Source organism: Aeromonas sp. SrichE-2G, assembly GCF_017939565.1.
Lineage (GTDB): Bacteria > Pseudomonadota > Gammaproteobacteria > Enterobacterales > Aeromonadaceae > Aeromonas > Aeromonas taiwanensis.
Genome location: NZ_JAGKRG010000049.1, coordinates 266986 through 290551, shown reverse-complemented (window position 1 = coordinate 290551; position 23566 = coordinate 266986). Strand labels below are relative to the sequence as shown.

The following is a 23566-nucleotide window of genomic DNA, read 5'->3' as shown; positions in this document are numbered from 1 at the left end:
CGGCTCCTGGCCGGTGATGTCGTTTTCACGCCTTGCAATTGACCCGCACTCAGGCCCGCTTCTCCTCGAGCCAGGCCCCCTGGCTCTGCATCTCGAACAGCTGGGCATAGTGCCCCCCGAGCGCCATCAGCTCGCCATGGGTGCCCCGCTCGCTCACCTGGCCGCGAGAGAGCAGCAGGATCTCGTCCGCATCGACGATGGTGGAGAGGCGATGGGCGATGGCGATGGTGGTGCGGCCACGGCGCGCCGCCGCAAGCGCCTGGGAGAGCGCGAGCTCGGTCTGGGAGTCTACGCTCGCGGTCGCCTCGTCCAGAATAAGGATGCGCGGATCCCCCACCAGGGCACGGGCAAAGGAGAGCAGCTGGCGCTGGCCGGCGGAGAGGTTCTTGCCCCCCTCCTCCATCAGGGTCTCGATCCCCTGCGGCAGGCGGCGCACGAAGTCGGCGAGCTGTACCTCTTCCAGCGCCTGCCAGAGCCGTTCATCCTCGATGCCATCGCGCCCGAGGCGCAGGTTTTCTGCCAGCGTCCCGACGAAGATGAAGGGATCCTGCTGCACCAGGCCGATGCTGCGGCGCACCGCCGAGAGCGCCAGGCTCTCCATGGGGTGATCATCGAACCGGATGGTGCCCTGATCCAGGGGATAGAAGCCCATCAGCAGGCTGATGATGGTGGACTTGCCGCTGCCGGTGTGACCCACCAGCGCCAGCATCCGGCCGGGCCGGGTGGCGAAGCTCACCTCGTGGAGCACCCGCTGCTCGCCATCGTAGGAGAAGCTCACCCCCTCGAAGCTGACCCGCCCCTCCAGGGACACCACCGCCCCCGCCGTGCTCTCGCGCTCTTCATCGAGCAGGGCGAAGACCCGCTCCCCGGCCACCATGGCCTGTTGCAGCTGGTTGAGCTGGTTGGTCATCTCGATGAGAGGTTCGATCATCCGCCCGAGATAGCTGATGAAGGCGTAGAGCACCCCCACCTGGATGGCGCCCCCCGCGCTCAACCCCTCGTGGGCAAACAGGGCCAGCAGGCCGATGAGCACCATCATGTAGAAGAGATCGATGAGGGGGCGCAGCAGGATGCCGTTGATCTTGAGCCCCTTGATCCTGGCGGCCCAGTGCTCCTGGTTGACCCCGGCGAAGGCGTTGGCGAAGTGGCGCTCCTGCACCATGGCCTGAATGACCGGCATCCCCTGAAGCGACTCGTTGAGGCGACTGTTGATGTCGGAGAGCAGGCTGCGGGTCGCCCGCACCACGGGCACGCTCAGGCGCTGGTAGAGCCACATCACGGCCCCCACCGCCGGCAGCAGCGCGGCGCACACCAGCATCAGGCGCAGATCCAACAGCGCCATGGAGAGGAGGATGCCGCACAGGAGCACCACCTTCTGCACCAGGAGCCCTATCACCTGCACATAGAGGTTCATGATCGCCTCGGTATCGTTGGTGATGCGGGAGATAAGCGAGCCGGAGCGATGCTTGTCGAAATAGCGGGCCGGCAATCGGATGGCAGTGGCGAACACCTGCTCGCGCAAACGCTGCACCACCGCCTGGGCGATGCGGTTGAAGCGCAGGGATTGCAAATAAAAACCAGCAGCCGAGAGTACCTGCAGGCCGAGATAGCCCGCCGCGATGGCGGCGATGACGCCCCACTCCAGCCGGCGCGGCGCCAGGTAGTCGTCGATGAAGAGCTTGATAAGCAGGGGGCCCGCCACCTCGGCACCGGTGGCCAGCAGCAGGCAGATGCCCGCCTGGGTCAGCCAGGCGGGATAATGGGCGCAATAAGCCAGCAGGCGTTTGATCGTCGGGTTCACAGAGACTCCCCAGCGCGTGTTTCAGGGGCAGAGAACGGGCGCAACAGATCACCCGACAGCCTTGTCATGTTTGGGTTCACAGGCTCTCCTCCACATCTTGTTCGAGGCGCTGGTAACGGACCATGTCCGCATACCAGCCGTTGTGGGCCATCAGGGCGCCGTGGCGGCCCCGTTCGCTGACGTGCCCCTGCTCCAGCACCAGGATCTCGTCCGCCTGCTCTACCGCCGTCATGCGATGGCTCACCAGAATGAGGGTGCGCTTGTGGGCCTTGAGGGCGTGCAGGATCTGCTGCTCGGTGTGGGCATCCACCGCAGACAGGGCGTCGTCCAGCACCAGGATGGGCGCCTCCAGCAAGAGGGCCCGGGCAATGGCGAGCCGCTGCTTCTGGCCGCCGGAGAGGGTCACCCCCTTCTCCCCCACCTCGGTTTCGTACCCCCTGGGGAAACGGACGATGTCATCGTGCACGCAGGCGATGCGCGCCACCCGCTCTATCTCTTCCTGGCTGGCATCCGGCCGGCCGAGGGCGATGTTGGCGGCGATGGTGGTGGAAAACAGGAAGGGCTCCTGGGGCACGTAGGCAAACTGGCTGCGCAGCTCGCCAAGGGCCAGCCGTTCGATGATCACGCCCCCCATGGTGATCTGCCCGGCGCTCGGGTTGGCCAGGCGCATCAGGAGCTTGAGCAGGGAGCTCTTGCCCGCGCCGGTACGCCCCACGATGCCGAGCATGCCCCCCCCGGACAGGGTGAGATCGATGCCCTGCAGCAGGGTGCGCGACTCGAGCCGGTAGGCCACCCCCTTCATTGCCAGGGGGAAGGGCGAGGTGAGCGGCTGCGGCGAGGCGGGATCCTCGATGTCGCTACGCTCGGCCAGCAGGCTCTCGATGCGCGAATAGGCGGCGCTGCCCCGCTCTATGATGTTGAACAGCCAGGCGATGGCGAACATGGGCCAGATCAGCTGCCCCAGGTACATGGTGAAGCTGGTGAGCTCCCCCAGGGTCAGTTCATCGCGTAGCACCAGGGCGCTGCCGCCGGCGACCGCGAGGAAGTAGGAGCAGCCGATGCACAGATAGATGACGGGGTCGAACTTGGCGTCGATGCGCGCCACCGCCATGTTGCGCTCCCCCGCCTGGCGGGTCAGCTCGGCAAAGCCCTTGTCTTCGAGGGACTCCACCGCATAGGACTTGAGCACACGCACCCCGGAGAGGGCCTCCTGGGTCTTGTTGTTGAGGCGGGAGAAGGCCCCCTGCGCCGCCTTGAACTCCTTGTAGATCTGGGTGCCGAAGCGGTTCATGAAGAACGCCATCACCGGCAGCGGCAGCAGGGAGAGCAGGGTCAGCTGCCAGGAGTACTGGCTGCACATGATGGAGAGCACCAGGATGCCGACGATCATGGAGTCCACCAGGGTCAGCACCCCCTCCCCTGCGGTCATCTCCACCGCCTGGATGTCGTTGGTGGCGTGGGCCATCAGATCGCCGGTGCGATGACGCTGGTAGAAATCCGGGCTCATGCGGGTGAAGTGGGTGAAGAGCCGGTTGCGCAGCACATAGGCGAGGCGGTAGGAGGCGCCGAACAGCATGACCCGCCACACATAGCGCAGCAGATAGATGAGCAGGCCAAGGCCGAACAGCCCCGCGAGATAGCCCGTCAACCGGGCGCTGTCGAGCCCTCCCTGGGTGATGCCATCCACCACCCAGCCCACCACCTTGGGGGGGATCACGGTCAACAGGGCCACCAGCATCAGGAGGGAGATGGCCATCAGATAACGCCGCCACTGATCCTTGAAGAACCAGCCAAGCCGCAAAAATACGCTCACTGTAAAATCCTTGCTCGCGGCACGGGACGCCGCCTGGTCATAGAGAGAAGCCCAATACAATCGCCCCCGTGGCGGGGGCGATGGGGTCGGTCATCATAGCTCGAAGCGGGCGACTTGAGAACGATTGCTATCTGGCCTCTCAGATCCGCTTGTCCTGAGGCGAGAACGGGAAGGCGACCGACTCCTGAGACTCCCCGGTCAGCAGGAAGTGGGACACCTCTTCCCGGGTCTGGGTGAAGACCTGTTGCAACTGGTTCAACTCCCCCTCGCTCAGCTCCTCCTGCAGCCTAAGCCGCCACTCCAGCTCCCCGGCCAGCTGTTGCAGGCGGGAGGCGGAGATGTTGGCCGACACCCCCTTGAGGGTGTGCAGCAGCCGGCACGCTACCTCGGGCTGCTGGCGGCGCAAGGCGGAGCGTATGTCCCACAGATCGTCCCTGTGCTCGGAGAGGAACAGCTTGAACAGGATCTGCAGCGCCTCCCTGTCCTGTTCCAACCGGCGCAGGGCATCGTCCAGATCCAGCACCCCCATCAGATCCGGTGGCTTGACCTCGAGGGGCACCCTGGACTCGCCGTCGCTGTTCTTCACCCACTGCAGCAGGTTGTTGTAGAGATCCAGCTTGCTCACCGGCTTGGTCACATAGCCGTTCATGCCGACCCCGAGGCAACGCTCCCGATCCCCTGGCATGGCGCTCGCGGTCAGGGCGATGATGGGGACGTCGTGCTTGTCCACCATCTTGCGGATCTGGCGGGTCGCATCCAGCCCGTCCAGCACCGGCATCTGCAGATCCATCAGGATGACGTCGAACGGTTGCTCCGCCACCTGCTCCACCGCCTCGCGCCCGTTATCCACCACGGTGACCTTGGCATCCACCCGGCGCAGGTACTCCATGATGAGTTGCTGGTTGACCCTGTTGTCTTCTGCCAGCAGCACCCGGGTACCCTGCAGCAGATCGCGAAAATGCTGCTGATCCCCCTGCACCTCGGCCTGACGGACCTTGCTGTCGTGGGAGCTGCCATTGAGCAGCTCGTCCACCTTGGCCAGCAGGGCGTTCTCTGTCATCGGCTTGGCCAGGAAGTGGGTCAGCCCCATGCTCTCCATGCGCCCGTGCAGCCCCTCCCTTGACCAGGCGCTGGTCATCAGGACGGGCAGTCGCCGCCACTGGCTGTGCTGGTGCATCTCGAGCGCGAGATCCAGACCATCCTCCTGGCCCATGCGCCAGTCGAAGATGGCGAGCCGGATATGGTGCCCCTCCTCCCGCAGCACCTGGCGGGCCCGGGAGAGGCTGTTGACCGCGATCACGGTGGCACCGGCGCGGCCCAGGATGTCCTTGGCCAGATCCAGCACCAACTCGTTGTCATCCATCATCAGGATGAGGGGCTGGTGATCGAAGAAGACCCGGCGCCCGGAGACCCCGTAGACCGCCTGGGAGATAGGGATCTCGAACAGGAAGGTGGAACCCACCCCGGGCTTGCTCTGCACCCGGATCTCCCCCCCCATCAGCCCCACCAGGCGCTGGGAGATGTTGAGCCCCAGGCCGGACCCGCCATATTTGCGGGTGTTGCCCGCCTCCAGCTGGGTGAAGGGCTGGAACAGCTGCGCCACCTTCTCCGGGGCGATGCCGATGCCGGTGTCACGCACGCTGAAACAGACCCGCATGGGATGCTGATTGACCAGGGTGATGGCCACCTCCACCTCCCCCCGCTCGGTGAACTTGATGGCGTTGTTGACCAGATTGACCAGCACCTGACCGAGGCGCAGCGGATCCCCGCGCAGGAAATCCGGTACGGCGGGGGACTTGTTGATGATGACCTCGATGTGCTTGCGCTCCGCCAGGTCGGCAAACATGGCGGCCAGGGAGTCGAGCTGCTCGCTGAGATCGAAGTCGATCTCCTCCAGTGTCAGCTTGCCGGACTCCACCTTGGTGAGATCCAGGATGTCGTTGATGAGCAGCAGCAGGGTATCTGACGAGGATTTGATCTTGTTGAGATAGTCCCGCTGCTGGGGATCCAGGTTGCTCTGCAGGGCCAGGGCGCTGAAGCCGATGATGGCGTTCATGGGGGTACGGATCTCGTGGCTCATGTTGGCCAGGAAATCGCTCTTGGCCTGGGCCAGCAAGCCGGCATGGCGGGAGAGCTCGCTCAGCTTCTGGTTGCGGCGCCACAGGGTCGCGGCCACCAGCGAGAAGCAGAGCAGCGCCCCCCCCAGCACCATCAGATAGAACCGGCTCTTGAGGGAAGACGCCAGCTCCAGCTTGCTCTGCTTCCACGCGGGCAGCGAACTGAGTCCCTTCATCTCGACAATGTGATTGCGCAGGCGGTGGTACTCCATCACCTGCTGGTTGAGCTCCTCGCTCAGCCGGACGGCGGCCGCCACCCTGGGCTGCCCCTGATAGAGGTCCAGCAGGCGCTGCTGCAGTGCCAGCAGGTGGCGCTGCTCACTCGTGTCCCAGCTGCGCCTGAGAAAGTGACTCAGACGCTGCAGCTCGGTGAGATCGCGATATTGCCCCTCACCAGCCGGCAAGCTCCCCTGCAGCGCCCGGATCTGCCCTTCGAAGCGGGGCGCCAGGTACTCTATGGTCATCTCTATGGTGTAGAGCTTGGCGAGATCCAGCAGATAGCCGTCGATGTCCCGCTGCAGTGTCTGGGAGCCGGGATCTCCGGCCGAATCCGGGTCTTCGCGCACCTTGCTCACGAAGCGGTCCAGATTGCTGGACAGCAGGCTGAGGCGCTGCTGCACACTGCCATCGCTGGCCTTCTCGCGCCCAAGCAGATACACGGTGTCGGTATTGACCCGATTCAGAACCAGCTCCGCAGCCACGCTCAGATCAAAGGCGCGTTGCTGCTGGCTGAGCAATTGCCAGCAATAGGCAGAAAACGCCAGCAGCGATACGATGATAAGGCCAAAGACAACACGATTCACCCGTGCAACACTCTTCATCCCGTCTCGATTCTCATGTCATGGTCGGCCACCCGGTGACGAAGGGTCACGACCGGAGGGCCCACTGTGAAAAACACCTGAGTGCTATGTTACCGTTAGTCGGCGCTCTGAATGCAATAAAGATGTTGCCGGGCCATGAAATAAGGAAGCAATTATGTCACTTGTCACCACCTATTGTAGCCAATGCTTTACCCGCAACCGCCTGCCAGCCGAAAAAGCAGACTCAAATGCAAAGTGCGGTCGCTGTCACGATCCCCTCTTCGCCCAGAGCCCGGTAGTGGGTCGACTGGCGTACTTCGATGCCCTGATCCAGTCCGATATTCCGGTGGTCGTCGATTTCTGGGCCAGCTGGTGCGGTCCCTGCATGCAGTTCGCCCCCGTCTTCCAGGAGGTCGCCCGGGAGCTTGAACCCCGCCTGCGTTTCGTGAAGCTCGACACAGAGCAGGAGGCCGCCGTGGCCAGCCGCTACGCCATCCGCAGCATTCCGACCCTGATGATCTTCCAGGGGGGGAAGATCCTGGCCCAGCGCAGCGGGGCTCTGCCCAAGGGGATGTTCAGGGAGTGGCTGCTCTCCTTTGTTAACGCAGCCAAATGAAAACAAGATGTTTAATTTTTGTTTAATAGAGGATCCATTTTCACTTGACTCTGTGAGTCGCCACATGGTTTGACCACAAGCCCCTGTTTCAAACAGGGGCTTGAATGTAATCTCGGCAACACAACAACAACCATAAATTAACCGAGAGAACAACATGCATACCTCAGCACTACCCTCCACCCCCTCGCGCTGGCTGGACATCAAGTCCGGGATCGTCATCCTGGATCTGCTCCTGCTCTGTGCCATGCTGGCCTGGCTACCCTTTGATCCCATGGTCAACAAGGGGCTCGCCATCCTGATCTTCATCGCCATCCTCTGGCTGACCGAGGCGGTCAACATCACCATCACCGCCATCTCCATTCCCGTGCTCGCTACCCTGCTCGGGGTATTCGACATGAGCAAGTCGCTGACCGACTTCGCCAACCCCGTCCTGTTCCTCTTCTTTGGTGGCTTTGCCCTGGCGGCGGCGCTCTCCAAGCAGGGACTGGACACCCAGATCGCCGCCAAGGTGATGCAACTCGCCAAGGGGCACCTCGGCTGGGCTGCCATCGTGCTCTTCACCATCACGGCAGCCCTCTCCATGTGGATCAGCAACACCGCCACCGCCGCCATGATGATGCCGCTGGCCCTCGGTATGCTCAAGGGGCTGGATGTCCACAAGGAGCGCCGTACCCTGGTCTTCGTTCTGCTTGGTGTCGCCTACAGCGCCAGCATCGGCGGTATCGGCACCCTGGTGGGCAGCCCCCCCAATGCCATCGCAGCCGCCCAGATGGGACTGGGCTTCACCGACTGGTTGAAATTCGGCATTCCCGTGGTACTCATCTTCATGCCGGTGGGCATCGGCCTGCTCTATCTGGTGACCCGTCCCGACCTCTCCCATCAGGTCAGCACAGAGAAGGTCACCATCGAGTGGACGGGCCAGCGCAAGGTGACCCTGCTCATCTTCCTCACCACTGTACTGCTGTGGATCGGCTCCCAGCCTCTTGCCAAGGCGCTGGGCGGCATTCCCCAGTTCGATACCCTGATCGCCATGGGCGCCATCCTGGCCATCGCCGTCAGCCGGGTGGCCAACTGGGATGACATCAACCAGAACACCGACTGGGGCGTGCTGCTGCTGTTCGGAGGTGGCCTCACCTTAAGCGCCATCCTGAAACAGACCGGGGCCAATGCCTTCCTGGCGGAGCACCTCTCCAGCGGCCTCGCCACCATGCCGATCTTCGTGATCCTGCTCTGCCTGGCCGCCTTCGTGGTGTTCCTGACCGAACTGGTCTCCAACACCGCCACCGCCGCACTCCTGGTGCCGCTGTTCGCCGGGGTGGCCGAAGCGCTGGGGGTCTCCCCCATCGTCGTGTCCGTGCTGATCGCGGTCGGTGCCTCCTGCGCCTTCATGTTGCCGGTGGCCACACCGCCCAACGCCATCGTCTTCGCGAGCGGCCATATCCAGCAGCGGGAGATGATGCGGGCGGGCCTGGTGCTGAATCTGGTGTTCACCGTCATCCTGACCATGCTGGCCTATTTCATGGGAGATATTCTCCATTGAACCCCACCGCCTCTTGATACCGGCGACCTGACCGAATGACCTCAAAGCCCCGCAATGTCGGGGCTTTGTTTTGCGTGCGTCACGTGAGACCTGACAAGGCAATCACTCCCTCCTGCATTAACACGTCCTTAAGAAATCCCTCCCATGATGCAGGCAACGACAAGGGTGCCCTCCGTGAGGCGGATGGCACCAACCCATCACGACGAGAGGGAAATGCCATGGAGAAAGCGATGCAAAGCAGCAACGAGATCAAGGTGTGGGACGGTGTGGTCAGGATCTTTCACTGGGCCACCGTCGCTCTGTGCGTACTGAATCTGTTCATTCTCGAGGAGGGTGCGCGCAACCACCGCTATGCGGGATACGCGCTTGCCGGACTGCTGGGGCTGCGCATTTTGTGGGGATTCATCGGCTCCTACCACGCCCGCTTTGCCCACTGGCTGCCGACACCGGCCGGCGTCATCACCTATCTCAAGGAGACGCTCAAGGGGCGGCATCCCTATTATGCCGGCCACAATCCCCTGGGCTCCCTGATGGTGTTGCTGCTGTTGACCTGCCTGGTAGGCACGGCTGTCAGCGGGATCCTGACCGAGTTCGGGCCTCTATCAGGCAGCCACCTCATGGAGGAGGTGCACGAGTTCTTTGCCAAGACGCTGCAGGTCGCCATCTTCGTCCATGTGCTGGCGGTCATCGCCCTAGATCGCCTGGTGCGGGGGGATCTCGTCAGGGGGATGATCACCGGCAGGAAACGGGTCCCCGCGGGCACCCGGGTGGTCGACAATCCCTGATGGCACAGCCCCATTCATGTGACATAAAAAAACCCCGCCATGCGGGGTTTTTCATCAGGGATGGCACTTAACCAACGCTGCAGCTTGTCAGCTTCCAGATCCGGTCCACATAGTCCTGGATGGAGCGGTCGGAGTTGAACTTGCCCATGGTGGCGGAGTTGATGATAGCCTTCTTCGCCCACAGAGCCGGATCCCGGTACCAGGCGTCGATCAGCTTGTGAGCCTCGGAGTAGGACTCGAAGTCCGCCAGGGTCAGGTAGGGATCCCCCCCTTCCAGCAGAGAACGCTTGATGGAGGAGAGCTCCCCCGGGCGGCCCGGCGTGAAGTAGTCGGTATCGAACCAGTCCAGTACAGCCTTGAGCTCGGAGTTGGCGTAGTAGAAGTCGTACGGGTTGTAGCCACGCGCCTTCAGGGATTTCACCTCGTCCACGTTCAGACCGAAGATGGCGCAGTTCTCGGCGCCTGCCTCTTCGGCGATCTCGATGTTGGCACCGTCCAGGGTACCTATGGTGATGGCGCCGTTCAGTGCCATTTTCATGTTGCCGGTACCGGATGCCTCGTAACCTGCGGTGGAGATCTGCTCGGAGACGTCCGCCGCCGGGATCAGCTTCTCGGCCAGGCTCACGCGGTAGTTCGGCATGAACACCACTTTCAGCTTGCCCTGGATACGGGCATCGTTGTTGACCCGCTCAGCCAGCTTGTTGATGGCGTAGATGATGTCCTTGGCCAGTTTGTAACCGGGCGCCGCTTTGGAGCCGAAGATGAACACGCGCGGATGCATGTCATAATCCGGGTTCGCCAGCAGGCGACGGTAGAGCGCCATGATGTGGATGAGGTTCAGCTGCTGGCGCTTGTATTCGTGCAGACGCTTGATCTGGACGTCGAAGATCGCCTCGGCGCTCACGTCGATGCCGGTTTCGGCCTTGATGACCTTGACCAGCTTCTCCTTGTTGTGGCGCTTGATGCTCATGAACTGCTGCTGGAAGGCCTTGTCATCGGCAAACTTCACCACGCTGCGCAGCTTGTCCAGTTGCAGCGGCCACTCCTTGCCCACCACCTCGTTGTAGAGCCCGGCCAGCTCGGGGTTGCAGGCCAGCAGCCAGCGACGGGGAGTCACGCCGTTGGTGACGTTGCACATCTTCTCCGGCCACAGCTCGGCATACTCGGGGAAGAGGTCTTCTTTCACCAGCTTGGAGTGGATCTCGGCCACACCGTTCACCTTGGAGGAGCCGATGACGCACAGGTTGCCCATGCGCACCTTGCGCACGTCACCCTCTTCGATGATGGAGAGCTTGGCCTTGATGGCGTCGTTGCCCGGCCACTTGGGCTCCACCAGCTCGTTCAGGAAGCGGGCGTTGATTTCGTAAATGATTTCCAGATGGCGGGGCAGCACCTTCTCGAACAGGCTGACGGACCACTTCTCCAGCGCCTCTGGCAGCAGGGTGTGGTTGGTGTAGGAGAAGACCTGGTAGCAGATGCCCCAGGCGGTATCCCAGTTCAGCCCCTCTTCGTCCACCAGCACGCGCATCAGCTCGGGGATGGCCACGGTCGGGTGGGTATCGTTGAGCTGGATGGCGATCTGTGCGGCAAAGTTGCTGAAATCGGCACCGTGTACCCGCTTGTAGCGGCGCAGGATGTCCTTGATGGAGCAGGCGCAGAAGAAGTACTGCTGGATCAGGCGCAGCTCCTTGCCCGCGTCGGTCTCGTCGTTCGGGTAGAGCACCTTGGAGATGGTCTCGGCCTGGGCCTTCTCGGCCTGGGAGTCGATGTAACCACCGGCGTTGAACACGTCCCAGTCGAAGAACTCGGAGGCACGGGATTCCCACAGACGCAGGATATTGACGGTGTGACCACCGAAGCCGACCACAGGAATGTCCCAGGGTACCCCTTTGATCTTGCGACCGGCGTGCCACACCTTCTTCAGGCCACCCTTGTCACCAAACACGGTTTCCACGTAGCCGTAGAGGGGGATCTCCTGCACCGATTCCGGGCGGCAGATCTCCCAGGGGTTGCCATATTCGCGCCAGGAGTCCGGACGCTCGATCTGGCGACCATCCTGGATCTCCTGACGGAACAGGCCGTGCTCGTAGTGAATGCCATAGCCCACCGCCGGGTAGTTGAGGGTGGCCAGGGAGTCGATGAAGCAGGCTGCCAGACGGCCCAGACCACCGTTGCCGAGGGCCATGTCGGGCTCTTGCTCACACAGATCGGTCAGTTCCAGACCCAGCTCACCCAGCGCTTCTTCGCAGATCTTGTACAGGGATAGGTTGTGCAGGTTGTTGGAGGTCAAACGTCCCATCAGGAATTCAGCAGAGAGATAGTGAATCGCACGAGTATCTTTCTTGAAGTGAGTCTGCTGAGTGCGGGTCAGGCGCTCGTACACCTGTTCGTTGACGGCCGCAGCGGTGGCTTTCCACCATGCTTCGGGAGAGGCTTTCTGTTCGCTTGTACCCAAGGTAGAACGCAGGTGACGCACGATACTCGCCTTGAGCTGATCTTTATCCAGTTGGAGATCCTGGTCTGTCTTCTTCTTGGTAGCCATAAACCATTTTCCTTCGTTACAAATAAAAATGTCATCCCATTGGGGACCGGTGCTGTTGTTATCTCTGAATATGCTCCGGCGTGGGCATACTAGCTAAAGGCTGGGGTTTAAAAGTTAACGTGAGTCACACTTTAACGCATAAAAATGACAGTTTCACCATGAAAACCCTTTCCTTAAAACCGCCTGAACAAAATACAAATACACAATAAAATCAACAACATAGAAAAACACCAAAAAGATATTTCTATGAATAGGTTTTCAATGTTTGCCAGCGGCTGAAAATACGTGAAAATAACGGACGAAATGGTGGTGGATGAAAGCGCTTTCATTGCCAGCCACTCACAAGCGACAAAAAAGGAGGGTGCCCCAGACGGAGCACCCTGCCATCTCAATTAACCATGAGCCTTGAACTGGTTGCTCATGGGATCGTAGTGATACCCAATCTGCTGCAGACGGGTCGCCAGCTGATCCTCCGTCATGTCGTAGTAAGCCAGCAGCTCTTCCAGACCATCGCACTCCAGCCGCAGCTTCTCGTTGATGATCCCGAGCAGAATATTGGCATCCAGCCGCTGCAAGGTACTGATGTCCATCTTTCCCCCTCCTCTGGTCATACAGACTGTATAACCATGAGCGCCGCGTCGTGCTTTGTCTACAGGTCAAAAAATATACGCGCCAGCAAAGATATGAATATCATTTATATTCAATCACTTAATTATAATCCTTGTTATTCGGCTCACATTTTTAGCCATAAACAACTTGTCACTTCCACTGGATGGAACTACTGTATGCACATACAGCATGGTTATTCATACAGGAACGACATATGAGCCAGCCCCTGAGTCATCGCCCTCTCTCCTCCTCTGCCGGTGTGATCACCACCTGGCCCACCCGCCATCAGAGCAAGATGGGGCATGATCACCGGCCTGGCGTACACCTGCAGGAGACGCCGCTGCTGGATGCCCTGGGACGCCTGAGCCAGAGCGACAGCGGCTGGATCCTGCTCATCGCGCCGCCCGGCCTGCCCGTGGCCGAACAGCTGCAAGCACGAGGGATCAACCCTGCCAGGGTGCTGGTCGTGCACGGTCGCAAGATCAAGAACTGGCAGCGCCTGCTGGAGCAGAGCCTGATCAATGGCCACTGCGCCGCCGTACTGACCTGGCTGCCGGAGCAGGTTGCCCTGGATCGCGGCAGATTGAACACCCTGGGCCAGCGGGCCGGCGTCCTGACCCGTTTCTTCGAGCCCGCCCCCTCCCAGGGGAGCGCCATGAGCTACAGCGGCCAGGATGTCTACCTGAACCACTGATCACACCTCCGAAGCCACAGAACAGCCTCAGGGGTGATCCGCTGCACTTATACCTGTTATCTCGTTATCTCGTTATCTCGTCATGGTCTGAGCGCTGCAGCAGGCAAACGTGGAGCACAAAAAAGGCGACCCAAGGGTCGCCTTTTGTCATGGTCATGCTGTGCCGGGCATCCAGCCCGGCCCCCGACCAGCGGGGTTGAAAGGCATCACGCCAGCTTGGTATCCAGCTCGGCAATCTTGGCAGACCAGTAGGCCGGCCCGGTTTCGTGGATGTTGTTGCCCTGGGAATCGACCGCCACGGTGACCGGCATGTCTTCCACCTCGAACTCGTAGATGGCTTCCATCCCCAGATCGGCAAAGGCCACCACGCGCGCCTTCTTGATGGCTTTCGCCACCAGGTAGGCGGCGCCGCCCACCGCCATCAGATAGACGGCCTGGTGCTGCTTGATGCTCTCGACCGTCTTGGGACCGCGCTCGGACTTGCCGATCATGCCGATGAGGCCGGTTTCCCCCAGCATCATGTCGGTGAACTTGTCCATCCGGGTGGAGGTGGTGGGGCCGGCCGGGCCGACCACTTCGTCACGGACCGCGTCGACCGGGCCCACGTAATAGATGAAGCGGTTGGTGAAATCGACCCCTTCCGGCAGCCCTTCGCCATTCTTGAGCATGTCGGCGATGCGCTTGTGGGCAGCATCACGACCGGTCAGGATCTTACCGGAGAGCAGCACGGTATCGCCACTCTTCCAGCTGGCGAGCTCGGCCTTGGTGATGCCATCCACGTTGACACGGCGCACGTTGCCGCCGGACTCGCGGGTGATCTCCGGCCAGTCTTCCAGCTTGGGCGGCGTCAGCTCCGCCGGGCCCGAGCCGTCCAGCTCGAAGTGCACGTGACGGGTGGCGGCGCAGTTGGGGATCATCACCACGGGCTTGGAGGCGGCGTGGGTCGGCGCGGATTTCACCTTCACATCCAGCACGGTGGTGAGACCGCCGAGGCCCTGGGCGCCTATCCCCAGCCGGTTGACCTTGTCATAGAGTTCGACCCGCAGCTTCTCTTCGGTGGTTTGCGGACCACGGGCGATCAGCTCCTGGATGTCGATGTGCTCCATCAGGGCCTCCTTGGCGAGCACGGCCGCCTTCTCGGCAGTACCGCCGATGCCGATACCCAACATGCCCGGCGGGCACCAGCCGGCGCCCATGGTCGGCACGGTTTTCAGCACCCACTCGACGACGTCGTCGGAGGGGTTGAGCATCACCATCTTGGACTTGTTCTCGGAGCCGCCCCCCTTGGCCGCAATGCTCACCTCCACCTTGTCACCGGGGATCATGTCGATGTGCACCACGGCCGGGGCGTTGTCTTTGGTGTTCTTGCGGCTGCCGGCCGGATCGGCCAGCACGCTGGCACGCAGCGGGTTGTCCGGATTGGTGTAGGCACGGCGGGTGCCTTCGTCCACCATCTCCTGGACCGTCATGTCGCTGTCCCACTGCACCTGCATGCCGATCTTGACGAAGCAGGTGACGATGCCGGTGTCCTGACAGAGCGGGCGATGACCTTCGGCAGACATGCGGGAGTTGATCAGGATCTGGGCCAGGGCATCCTTGGCGGCCGGGTTGATCTCGCGGTCGTAGGCGGCCTTGGCGGCCTGCACGAAATCGAGGGGGTGGTAGAAGGAGATGTACTGCAGGGCGTCAGCAATGGAATCGATAAAGTCCTGTTTTTTAATGATGCTCATATCATCCTCACTGGTCCTTGTTATCGCTAGCGCGAGCAAGGGCTTCCATATGAGCCGGGCCTTCGGCAGGCGGCAAATGCACCTGGAGCCGGCAGACTACGGCGTGTTTTTATAACGGTGTTTTTCTTAAAAATGCCGGCGGCCATGATACGCTTGACCACCCGAACCGGCTAGGGAGCCGGGTGCAAACTGTTGCCTATGTAACAAAAAATGAAACCAAGACTGCATATCCACCATTTCGACCCGCAAGCCTCGCTCCACACCTGGTTTGCCCGCTTGCAACACCAGCCCTGGGCCATCCTGCTGGAATCCGCCGGCCCCCAGGGGGCCGACAACCGCTTTGACATCATCAGTGCCGATCCTCTGGCCACCCTGGAGACCCGGGGTGAGAGCACCAGCCTCACCCAGGCTGGACACCTGAGCCACCACCACGAGGATCCCCTCGCCCTGCTCGCCGATACCCAGCAGGCCCTGCTCGGTGATCAGGTGGAGGAGAACTCTGGCCTGCCGTTCATCGGGGGAGCCCTGGGGTTGTTCGGCTACGATCTGGGGCGGCGATTCGAGCGTCTGCCCACTCGGGCCCAAAGGGACATCCAGGTCCCCGACATGGCGGTGGGCATCTACGATTGGGCCCTGCTGCGGGACGTGGCGACCGACCGCTGGCAGCTGGTGCACTGGGGGGACGAGACCGGATTCGACCGCCGGCTGGCGTGGCTGATGGCACAAACCGCTCGGGAGGCGCCCCCCTTTGGCTTGTTGGGCCCCTGGCGGAGCAACATGAGCCGGGCCGAGTATGGCGACAAGTTTGCCCGCATCCAGGCCTATCTGGCGGCGGGGGACTGCTACCAGATCAACCTGACCCAGCGTTTCAGCGCCCCCTATGAGGGAGACGAGTGGTCCGCCTATTGCATCCTCAGTGCCGCCAACAAGGCGCCGTTCTCCGCCTTTTTCCGCCTGCCGCAGAGCGCCATTTTGAGCCTCTCCCCAGAGCGCTTTCTGCTGCTCGACGATCGCCATATCGAAACCAAACCCATCAAGGGCACCCGCCCCCGCCATCCGGATCCCGAGCTAGACGCCGGGGTGGCGGACGAGCTAGCCCACGCGGACAAGGACAGGTCGGAGAACCTGATGATCGTGGATCTGCTGCGCAATGACATCGGCCGGGTGAGCCGCCCGGGCACCGTTACCGTGCCACACCTCTTTGCCGTGGAGTCCTTCCCTGCGGTGCACCACCTGGTCTCCACCATTCACGGTGAGCTGGATGCCCGCTGGCAGGGCGTGGATCTGTTGCGTGCCTGTTTCCCCGGCGGCTCCATCACGGGCGCCCCCAAAATCCGGGCGATGGAGATCATCGAGGAGCTGGAGCCCCACAGACGCAACGCCTACTGCGGCAGCATCGGCTACCTGAGCCAGCATGGGCGGATGGACACCAGCATCTGCATTCGCACCCTGATCGCCGAAACCGGCCACCTCCACTGCTGGGCGGGGGGCGGCATCATTGCCGACTCCGACCCGGACGCCGAGTATCAGGAGACCTACGACAAGGTGGCCCGCATCCTGCCGCTGCTGGACACGCTATGAATCTGGCATGCGGCACCGCAGACCCAAGAGCAGAGGAGGACCACATTCAGATGACGCGCACCGAGCTGCTGACCCGCTTCCTGCTGCAACGCCCTGCCCCCGCCCATCGCCTGGCGCTGGGGGGGCTCAAGCCAGCGGCGGTCTTGATGCCCCTGGTGGAGCGCCCCCGGGGCCTCCACCTGCTGTTGACCCGGCGCAGCCCGGCCCTGCGCCACCACCCGGGTCAGATCAGCTTTCCCGGCGGACGCCAGGATCCGGAGGACGAGAGTCTGATCCACACGGCACTGCGGGAGACCGAGGAGGAGCTCGGCATCCCCGCCGCCCATATCCGGGTTATCGGCAGTCTCACCCCCCTCAATACCATCTCGCGCTACGACGTGCTGCCGGTGCTGGCCATGCTCGACCCCGGCTATCGCCTGACCCTGAGCCAGGATGAGGTCGCGCAGGCCTTCGAGGTGCCCTTGAGCCACGTGCTGAACCCGGCCCATCACATCGCCCTGACCCTGCCGCGCTCGGGCAGACACCACACTATCTACTGGATCCCCTGGGGCAACTCCTTCATCTGGGGCGCCACCGCCAGCATGATCCGCCAGTTGGCCCAGCACCTGTCAGAGCAACATATTGATAACTTATGTGGGCGAGAAATTATCCAATTAACACTCAAATAACATTGCATATGATAAATAAATTTTGATTTTTTATTCTTTTGATCACATTTCTACAAGAAAGTACGGGTTTCGACCTGATAAAGGTGAATTTGATCAACATTTTTGATTAAAAAGACAGTATTCTTGCGCCGACTAATTAAAACCACACATTCGGGGTGAGACACATGTCCAATACAGTCACTGGCGCACAGGATGTTGCAGCCGTACAGGAGCAAGGAACCCGCTCTACCCAAGCTCGTGGTTGGAGCAAGCAAGACTCCACCTGGGTGATCAGCCTGTTCGGTACCGCAGTCGGTGCTGGCATCCTGTTCCTGCCCATCAACGCCGGCATGGGTGGCTTCTGGCCGCTGGTCGTGATGGCGCTGCTGGTCGGCCCCATGACCTACCTGGCTCACCGCGGCCTGGCCCGTTTCGTGCTTTCCTCCAAGCAGCCCAACGCAGACATCACCGAGGTGGTGGAAGAGCACTTCGGCATCGGTGCCGGCAAGCTCATCACCCTGCTCTACTTCTTCGCCATCTACCCCATCGTGCTGATCTACGGGGTGGGCATCACCAACACGGTGGAAAGCTTCCTGGTCAACCAGCTGCAGATGACGCCGCCACCGCGCTGGATCCTCTCCATCGTGCTGATCATGGCCATGATGTCCGTGATGCTGGCTGGCGAGAAGCTGATGCTGAAGGTCACCGAATTCCTGGTCTACCCGCTCATCGCCATTCTGGCCGGTATCTCCCTCTACCTCATTCCGGACTGGACCGGCGCGGCCCTGAGCGAAGTGCCGAGCGCCAAGGACTTTGCCACCACCCTGTGGCTGACCATTCCCGTGCTGGTGTTCTCCTTCAACCACAGCCCGGCCATCTCCAGCTTCGCCCTGGCCCAGCGTCGCGATCACGGTGACAATGCCGTCGCCAAGTCCGACGCCATCCTCAAGCGCACCGCCGTCATCCTGCTGGGTTTCGTGATGTTCTTCGTCTTCTCCTGCGTGATGAGCCTGACACCAGCCCAGCTGGCAGAAGCCAAGTCCCAGAACATCGCCGTGCTCTCCTACCTGGCCAACCAGCATGCCAGCCCCATCATCTCCTACTTCGGTCCGCTGGTTGCCTTCGTGGCCATCGTCTCCTCCTTCTTCGGTCACTATCTGGGTGCCCGTGAAGGCCTGAAAGGGATGATCGTCCAGAACATGCGCAACTCTGGCAAAGAGCCGAACCACAAGAAGATCGAGCTGTTCATCATCGCCTTCTTCATCCTGACCCTGTGGGGCGTGGCCGTGATCAACCCCTCCATTCTCGGGATGATCGAGTCCCTGGGTGGCCCCATCATCGCCACCATCCTGTTCCTCATGCCCATGTACGCCATCAAGCGCGTACCGGCCATGGCGAAATACCAGGGTCAGATCAGCAACGTCTTCGTGGCAGTCATGGGTCTTATCGCCATCTCCGCCATCCTCTATCAGCTGGTCGGCTAATCCCGCCCTCGATAGCGTCGGGCCAACCTGGCCCGACTCATCCCCCGCAGCCCGGCAGGCTCAGTCTGCCGGGCTGTGTTTATTACAGCGCCTGTCAAGGCAAGCCTTCCCGCCCCCCTTTTCCAACCCATTCCAGCCACTGCCCCTCCTGACACCATCACAGGCAGCGAAGACCCTTGCCATCTTCCCTTGCCTATCCCATCTGTTCGCATCTTCCTCTCGCCGCCACGCGGCCATCACGTCTTCTACCTAAGTGCAAGCGCCGGACGTTTTCACAAAGAGGCGTGACCGGGCAAAGAGAACTGGCGGAAGACACTAGATCGCGGACGCCTCCCGCCAGCACGGATCGCTCCAGTGGCGCTTGCCGTCACCACCGATTCAGGTCGACGGATCTGATAGAAGAGTGGGCAGGCCCTCAGGCATCGGCAAACCGTCTGTCCTCACGACAGTCCAGGTCAAATCGCTTTTCGGGTCTGTGGCATGGAGCCTCTTGGGTTCACGAACCCAGGCCCTCGCCCCCTGGCAAGCCCCTCGACCAGGCGGCGTGATCAGCCCCATAGCCAACACCGGGGCGATGCAGGAAAGATCCGGGAGCACATTCTACGAGGCGGTCAGGGACTGACCGTGCTGTGGTTGAAGGCAGATTGTTGATGACACATGGCAGAGGGCAGAGGGCAGAGGGCAGAGGGCAGAGGGCAGATAGCAGATAGCAGATAGCAGATAGCAGATAGCAGATAGCAGATAGCAGATAGCAGATAGCAGGCAATAATAAGCGCCCTCCGAGGAGGGCGCCAGCATCTCGTTTAAAACGAGAAGATCAGACTTCGCGGCTGGGGACCGGAGCGGCGTCCAGCAGGCTCTCATCCTCGGCCATGCAGGCGGCTGCGGTGAACAGCACGTCGGTGGAGCTGTTGAGGGCCGTTTCGGCGGAATCCTGCAACACCCCGATGATGAAGCCAACGGCCACCACCTGCATGGCGATGTCGTTGCTGATGCCAAACAGGCTGCACGCCAGCGGGATCAGCAGCAGGGAGCCGCCAGCCACACCGGAGGCGCCGCAGGCGCTGATGGTGGCGACCACGGAGAGCAGAATGGCCGTCGCCAGATCCACTTCCATGCCCAGAGTGTGCACCGCCGCCATGGAGAGCACGGTGATGGTGATGGCGGCGCCCGCCATGTTGATAGTGGCCCCCAGCGGGATGGAGACCGCATAGGTATCTTCCGGCAGGCGCAGCCTCTCGGCCAGGGCCATGTTGACCGGGATGTTGGCCGCGGAGCTGCGGGTGAAGAAGGCGGTCACGCCGCTCTCTTTCAGGCAGGTCAGCACCAGCGGATAGGGATTGCGCTTGATCTTCCAGAACACGATGAGCGGATTGACCACGAAGGCGATGAACAGCATGCAGCCGATCAGCACCACCAGCAGCTGGGCATAGCCGAACAGTGCGTCGAAGCCGGTCTCGGCCAGGGTGGATGCGACCAGACCCAGAATGCCGAGCGGGGCGCAACGGATCACGGCCTTGACGATGGCGGAAACCCCGTGGGACAGATCGGAAATCAGCGCCTTGGTGCTCTCGTTAGCGTGACGCATGGCGATGCCAAGGCCGATGGCCCAGGCCAGGATGCCGATGTAGTTGGCGTCCAGCAGCGCTTTCACCGGGTTGGTCACCACGTTGAACAGCAGGGTCTGCAGCACTTCCGTTATGCCGCCAGGCGGCGTGATCTCGGCGTTGCCGGCCACCAGGTGCAGGTCGGAAGGGAAGAGGAAGCTTGCGACCACGGCCACCGCTGCCGCCAGGAAGGTACCCAGCACATAGAGCAGCAGAATAGGTTTCATGTTGGTCTTCTGACCCTGCTTGTGGCCGATGATCGCCGACATCACCAGCACGAAGACCAGCAGCGGCGCAACGGCCTTCAGGGCGCCGACGAACAGGCTGCCAAGCAGGCCCGCCGCCTTGGCCCACTCGGGCATGAACATGGCAAGGAGGATACCGAATACCAGACCGACCAGGATCTGGCTAACCAGACTGGTGCTGTTGACCAGTCGAATGAGGGGGTGTTGTTGTGTCATCAAGTAGTCCCTGTGCACTCATGGTGCGTGAATCATTAGTCCTGTTGGCAACCAGCCCCGCGCATTGGTACCGGTCCGATGACGGTGGCGCCGTGGGCAGCTCTTCTGGTGGAGCTGTCCCGTTCGCGTGGGGTTGCGGACAAGGAATATCCCATCTGCCATCGTTTTTTTCCACATAATCACTGAAAAATATCAGGGTTACCTCACAAAAAATCTACAACAATGTGATAACACAATATCAACGCCGGTTGAAATGTCACCAAACCAGTCCGATCCTCGGTCACGGGGGGCCCAGGAGTGGTATGATGGCGCCCTTTGTCAAGGAGCCTTGCCATGATCACCTCTCTGCTGACACGACACTTCGGCTTCGATCAATTGCGCCCGGGTCAGGAGGCGGTGATCAGCCGTCTGCTGGCGGGCAAGAGTGCGGCGGCCATCTTCCCGACCGGGGCTGGCAAATCCCTCTGCTACCAGTTGCCCGCTCTGGCACTGCCGCACCTGACCCTGGTCATCTCCCCCCTGCTGGCGCTGATGCACGATCAGCTCGCCTTCTTGCAGCGCAAGGGGATCGCCGCCGCCACTCTGGACTCCAGCCAGACGGTGGAAGAGAGCCGGCGCGTGATGCAGCAGGCCAGCGATGGCCAGCTCAAGATCCTGATGATCTCGGTAGAGCGCCTCAAGAACGAACGCTTTCGCCGCTTCATCGCCCAGGTCCCCCTCTCCCTGCTGGTGGTGGACGAAGCCCACTGCATCTCGGAATGGGGCCACAACTTTCGCCCCGACTACCTGAAGCTGCCGGAGCATCGCCGCGAGCTCGGCATTCCTCAGGTACTGCTGCTGACCGCCACCGCCACCCCGGCAGTCATGGCCGACATGCAGGAGAAGTTCGCTATCGACGGGGAGGATCTGGTCGTAACCGGCTTCTATCGCCCCAACCTGGACCTGGCCGTGCTCCCGCTGGCCGGGCGCGCACGGGATAACTGGCTGCGCGAGGAGCTGCACCGGGATCCCGGTGCCCCCACCATCGTCTATGTCACCCTGCAACACAGTGCAGAGCAGTGCGCCGCGCAGTTGCAGGCCAGCGGCATCCGGGCGTGCGCCTACCATGCAGGGCTGGATCCCGCCCTGCGCAGCCAGATCCAGCACGACTTCATGACCGGTCGCCTCGATTGCATCGTCGCCACCATCGCCTTTGGCATGGGTATCGACAAGGCCGACATTCGCCGGGTCATTCATTACGATCTGCCCAAGTCCATCGAGAACTACAGCCAGGAGATCGGCCGTGCCGGGCGCGACGGCCTCCCCTCACGCTGTACCGTCCTGGCCAGCCGTACCCAGCTGCCGGTGCTGGAGAATTTTGTCTATGGTGACACCCCGGATCGCTCGGCCATCGTCACGCTGCTCGAAATCCTGCTGCAAAGCGGCAGCGAGTGGGAGTTCAGTCTGCTGCGCCTCTCCAACGAGACCAACATCCGCCAGCTACCCCTCAAGACCCTGCTGGTCTATCTGGAGATGGCGGGCATCATAGCGCCAGCCTACAGCTACTTTGCCGAGTACCGTTTCAAGTTCGTGCTGGAAAAGCGGGAGATCCTCGCCCGTTTCAATCCCGATCGACGCCAGTTTCTGGAGCAGCTGTTTGCGTGCGCCCCCCAGGCGCGAACCTGGTGCACCATGGACTTCGATGCGCTGTGGCAGGGATATCAGGGGGAACGCCAGCGGGCCGCGGCGGCGCTGGATTATTTGCAACAGCAGGGCTGGATCGAGCTGGAGAGCAAACAGATGACCGAGGTCTATCGGGTGCTGCGCCAGCATATCGATACGGTGACACTGGCTGAAGAGCTCCATGGGCTGTTTGAAAAGAAAGAGCAGAGCGAGCTGGGCCGTCTGCAGGCCCTGCTGGCGTTCTTCTCGTCGACAGCTTGCCTGAGCCACGCACTGGCCCGCTATTTTGCCGACGACGCGGCGCCCGAGCTGTGCGGGCACTGTTCCGTCTGCCGGGGAGAGGTCGCCCAGCTGCCCCCTGAGCCCATTGCGCCCTTGCCAAACGAATACGGTCTGCGCGCCTGGTGCGATCCCTTTGTCGCCCTGAGCCACCAGCGCTCGCCCCGGGTACTGACGCGCTTCCTGTGCGGCATCGCCACCCCGCTCACCACCCGCCTCAAGGCCAGGCAGCTGGCGGGCTTTGGACAACTCGCGGCGCACCCCTTCGCCGACGTGCTGTGCGCGGTCTCCGCGCTTTATTCCGACGAGACCTGAATCGCCGGACGCTAGAAAAATAAGACCCTCGCGGTTGCGAGGGTCAAGCCAACGGAAACGTGCTTAAACAGAGCTTAGTATCTGCACAATCACCCACTCTCTTGCTAAAGCGATGACTGCTCGACACAGGGCCAATCTAGAGCAGCCAGAATGTAGCGTCAATGTAAAAATTAGAGCTAAAACACCAAACAAGAACCATTACGTTAACGTAAGCGGAATATGTTTTTACCCTCTTTTCTTCGCATCCCTTGCACCGCCTGCACTGCGGCTGCACGGGAGCGGTAAACCCTCTATTCTCCCCCCTGCCACGCAAACATTTATTTTTTATGTCTTTGACATTTACATCACTGTCGTGGCAGAAATAATTTAACAGTCAGTAACATAGGTATGTCATTGGCTGTACCTTCCCGCATCTTGATCGGGAAGCTCCCGTACAAACTTAAACCAATGATGGCGATGGATTACTGGGGGCTGTTGACTAGG

At 61.5% G+C, this 23566-nt stretch carries 15 protein-coding genes; 8 read left to right on the top strand and 7 right to left on the bottom strand.

Features of this window, described 5'->3' with window-relative positions; translation table 11 throughout:
• Nucleotides 1-49: 49 nt before the first annotated feature.
• The 3 genes from J9885_RS16190 to J9885_RS16180 form a co-directional block, all read right to left on the bottom strand.
• A complete protein-coding gene (locus J9885_RS16190) occupies nt 50-1801 on the bottom strand; it encodes an ABC transporter transmembrane domain-containing protein (protein WP_210550052.1) in 1752 nt (583 codons plus the stop codon).
• A gap of 76 nt (nt 1802-1877) precedes the next feature.
• A complete protein-coding gene (locus J9885_RS16185) occupies nt 1878-3614 on the bottom strand; it encodes an ABC transporter transmembrane domain-containing protein (protein WP_210550051.1) in 1737 nt (578 codons plus the stop codon).
• 139 nt (nt 3615-3753) lie between these two features.
• Nucleotides 3754-6552: a response regulator gene (locus J9885_RS16180; protein WP_210550050.1), complete on the bottom strand. Its 2799-nt coding sequence runs from the start codon at nt 6550-6552 to the stop codon at nt 3754-3756.
• A 154-nt stretch (nt 6553-6706) separates the two neighbouring features.
• Between J9885_RS16180 and trxC the strand changes: the two genes are divergently transcribed.
• The 3 genes from trxC (at nt 6707) to J9885_RS16165 (ending at nt 9472) form a co-directional block, all read left to right on the top strand.
• Complete coding sequence (gene trxC / locus J9885_RS16175) at nt 6707-7147, top strand: thioredoxin TrxC (protein ID WP_210550049.1); 441 nt, start codon at nt 6707-6709, stop codon at nt 7145-7147.
• Between the two features lie 154 nt (nt 7148-7301).
• Nucleotides 7302-8687, top strand: a complete 1386-nt coding sequence (locus J9885_RS16170; RefSeq protein ID WP_043760148.1) for a DASS family sodium-coupled anion symporter — start codon at nt 7302-7304, stop codon at nt 8685-8687.
• A gap of 230 nt (nt 8688-8917) precedes the next feature.
• Nucleotides 8918-9472: a cytochrome b/b6 domain-containing protein gene (locus J9885_RS16165; protein WP_210550048.1), complete on the top strand. Its 555-nt coding sequence runs from the start codon at nt 8918-8920 to the stop codon at nt 9470-9472.
• A 67-nt stretch (nt 9473-9539) separates the two neighbouring features.
• Here the strand turns inward: J9885_RS16165 and J9885_RS16160 are convergent, their stop codons facing one another.
• Together J9885_RS16160 and J9885_RS16155 are read right to left on the bottom strand one after the other, a co-directional pair.
• Complete coding sequence (locus J9885_RS16160) at nt 9540-12014, bottom strand: glycogen/starch/alpha-glucan phosphorylase (RefSeq protein ID WP_210550047.1); 2475 nt, start codon at nt 12012-12014, stop codon at nt 9540-9542.
• Nucleotides 12015-12406: 392 nt separating this feature from the next.
• Nucleotides 12407-12604 (bottom strand): DUF4250 domain-containing protein, encoded by a 198-nt coding sequence (locus tag J9885_RS16155; RefSeq protein ID WP_043760143.1) that lies wholly within the window; start codon nt 12602-12604, stop codon nt 12407-12409.
• Nucleotides 12605-12837: 233 nt separating this feature from the next.
• Between J9885_RS16155 and J9885_RS16150 the strand changes: the two genes are divergently transcribed.
• Nucleotides 12838-13317, top strand: a complete 480-nt coding sequence (locus J9885_RS16150) for a cell division inhibitor (RefSeq protein WP_210550046.1) — start codon at nt 12838-12840, stop codon at nt 13315-13317.
• A 206-nt stretch (nt 13318-13523) separates the two neighbouring features.
• Here the strand turns inward: J9885_RS16150 and J9885_RS16145 are convergent, their stop codons facing one another.
• On the bottom strand, nt 13524-15047 hold the full coding sequence (locus J9885_RS16145; RefSeq protein WP_043760139.1) for a fumarate hydratase: 1524 nt from the start codon (nt 15045-15047) through the stop codon (nt 13524-13526).
• A gap of 210 nt (nt 15048-15257) precedes the next feature.
• On the opposite strand from J9885_RS16145, the gene pabB reads away from it, so the two are divergent.
• The 3 genes from pabB (at nt 15258) to J9885_RS16130 (ending at nt 18759) form a co-directional block, all read left to right on the top strand.
• Nucleotides 15258-16628 carry an aminodeoxychorismate synthase component I gene (gene pabB, locus J9885_RS16140; protein ID WP_210550045.1) on the top strand — a complete coding sequence of 457 codons (1371 nt, stop codon included), beginning with the start codon at nt 15258-15260 and terminating at the stop codon, nt 16626-16628.
• 50 nt (nt 16629-16678) lie between these two features.
• A complete protein-coding gene (locus J9885_RS16135; protein WP_210550044.1) occupies nt 16679-17296 on the top strand; it encodes a CoA pyrophosphatase in 618 nt (205 codons plus the stop codon).
• Between the two features lie 164 nt (nt 17297-17460).
• Nucleotides 17461-18759, top strand: coding sequence for an HAAAP family serine/threonine permease (locus tag J9885_RS16130; RefSeq protein WP_043760131.1), 1299 nt, complete (start codon nt 17461-17463; stop codon nt 18757-18759).
• 817 nt (nt 18760-19576) lie between these two features.
• Here J9885_RS16130 and sstT read toward each other — a convergent pair.
• Entirely contained in the window at nt 19577-20827 is a 1251-nt protein-coding gene (gene sstT, locus J9885_RS16125) for a serine/threonine transporter SstT (RefSeq protein ID WP_210550043.1), read from the bottom strand.
• 333 nt (nt 20828-21160) lie between these two features.
• Between sstT and J9885_RS16120 the strand changes: the two genes are divergently transcribed.
• Complete coding sequence (locus J9885_RS16120; protein ID WP_210550042.1) at nt 21161-23083, top strand: RecQ family ATP-dependent DNA helicase; 1923 nt, start codon at nt 21161-21163, stop codon at nt 23081-23083.
• Nucleotides 23084-23566 lie beyond the last annotated feature (483 nt).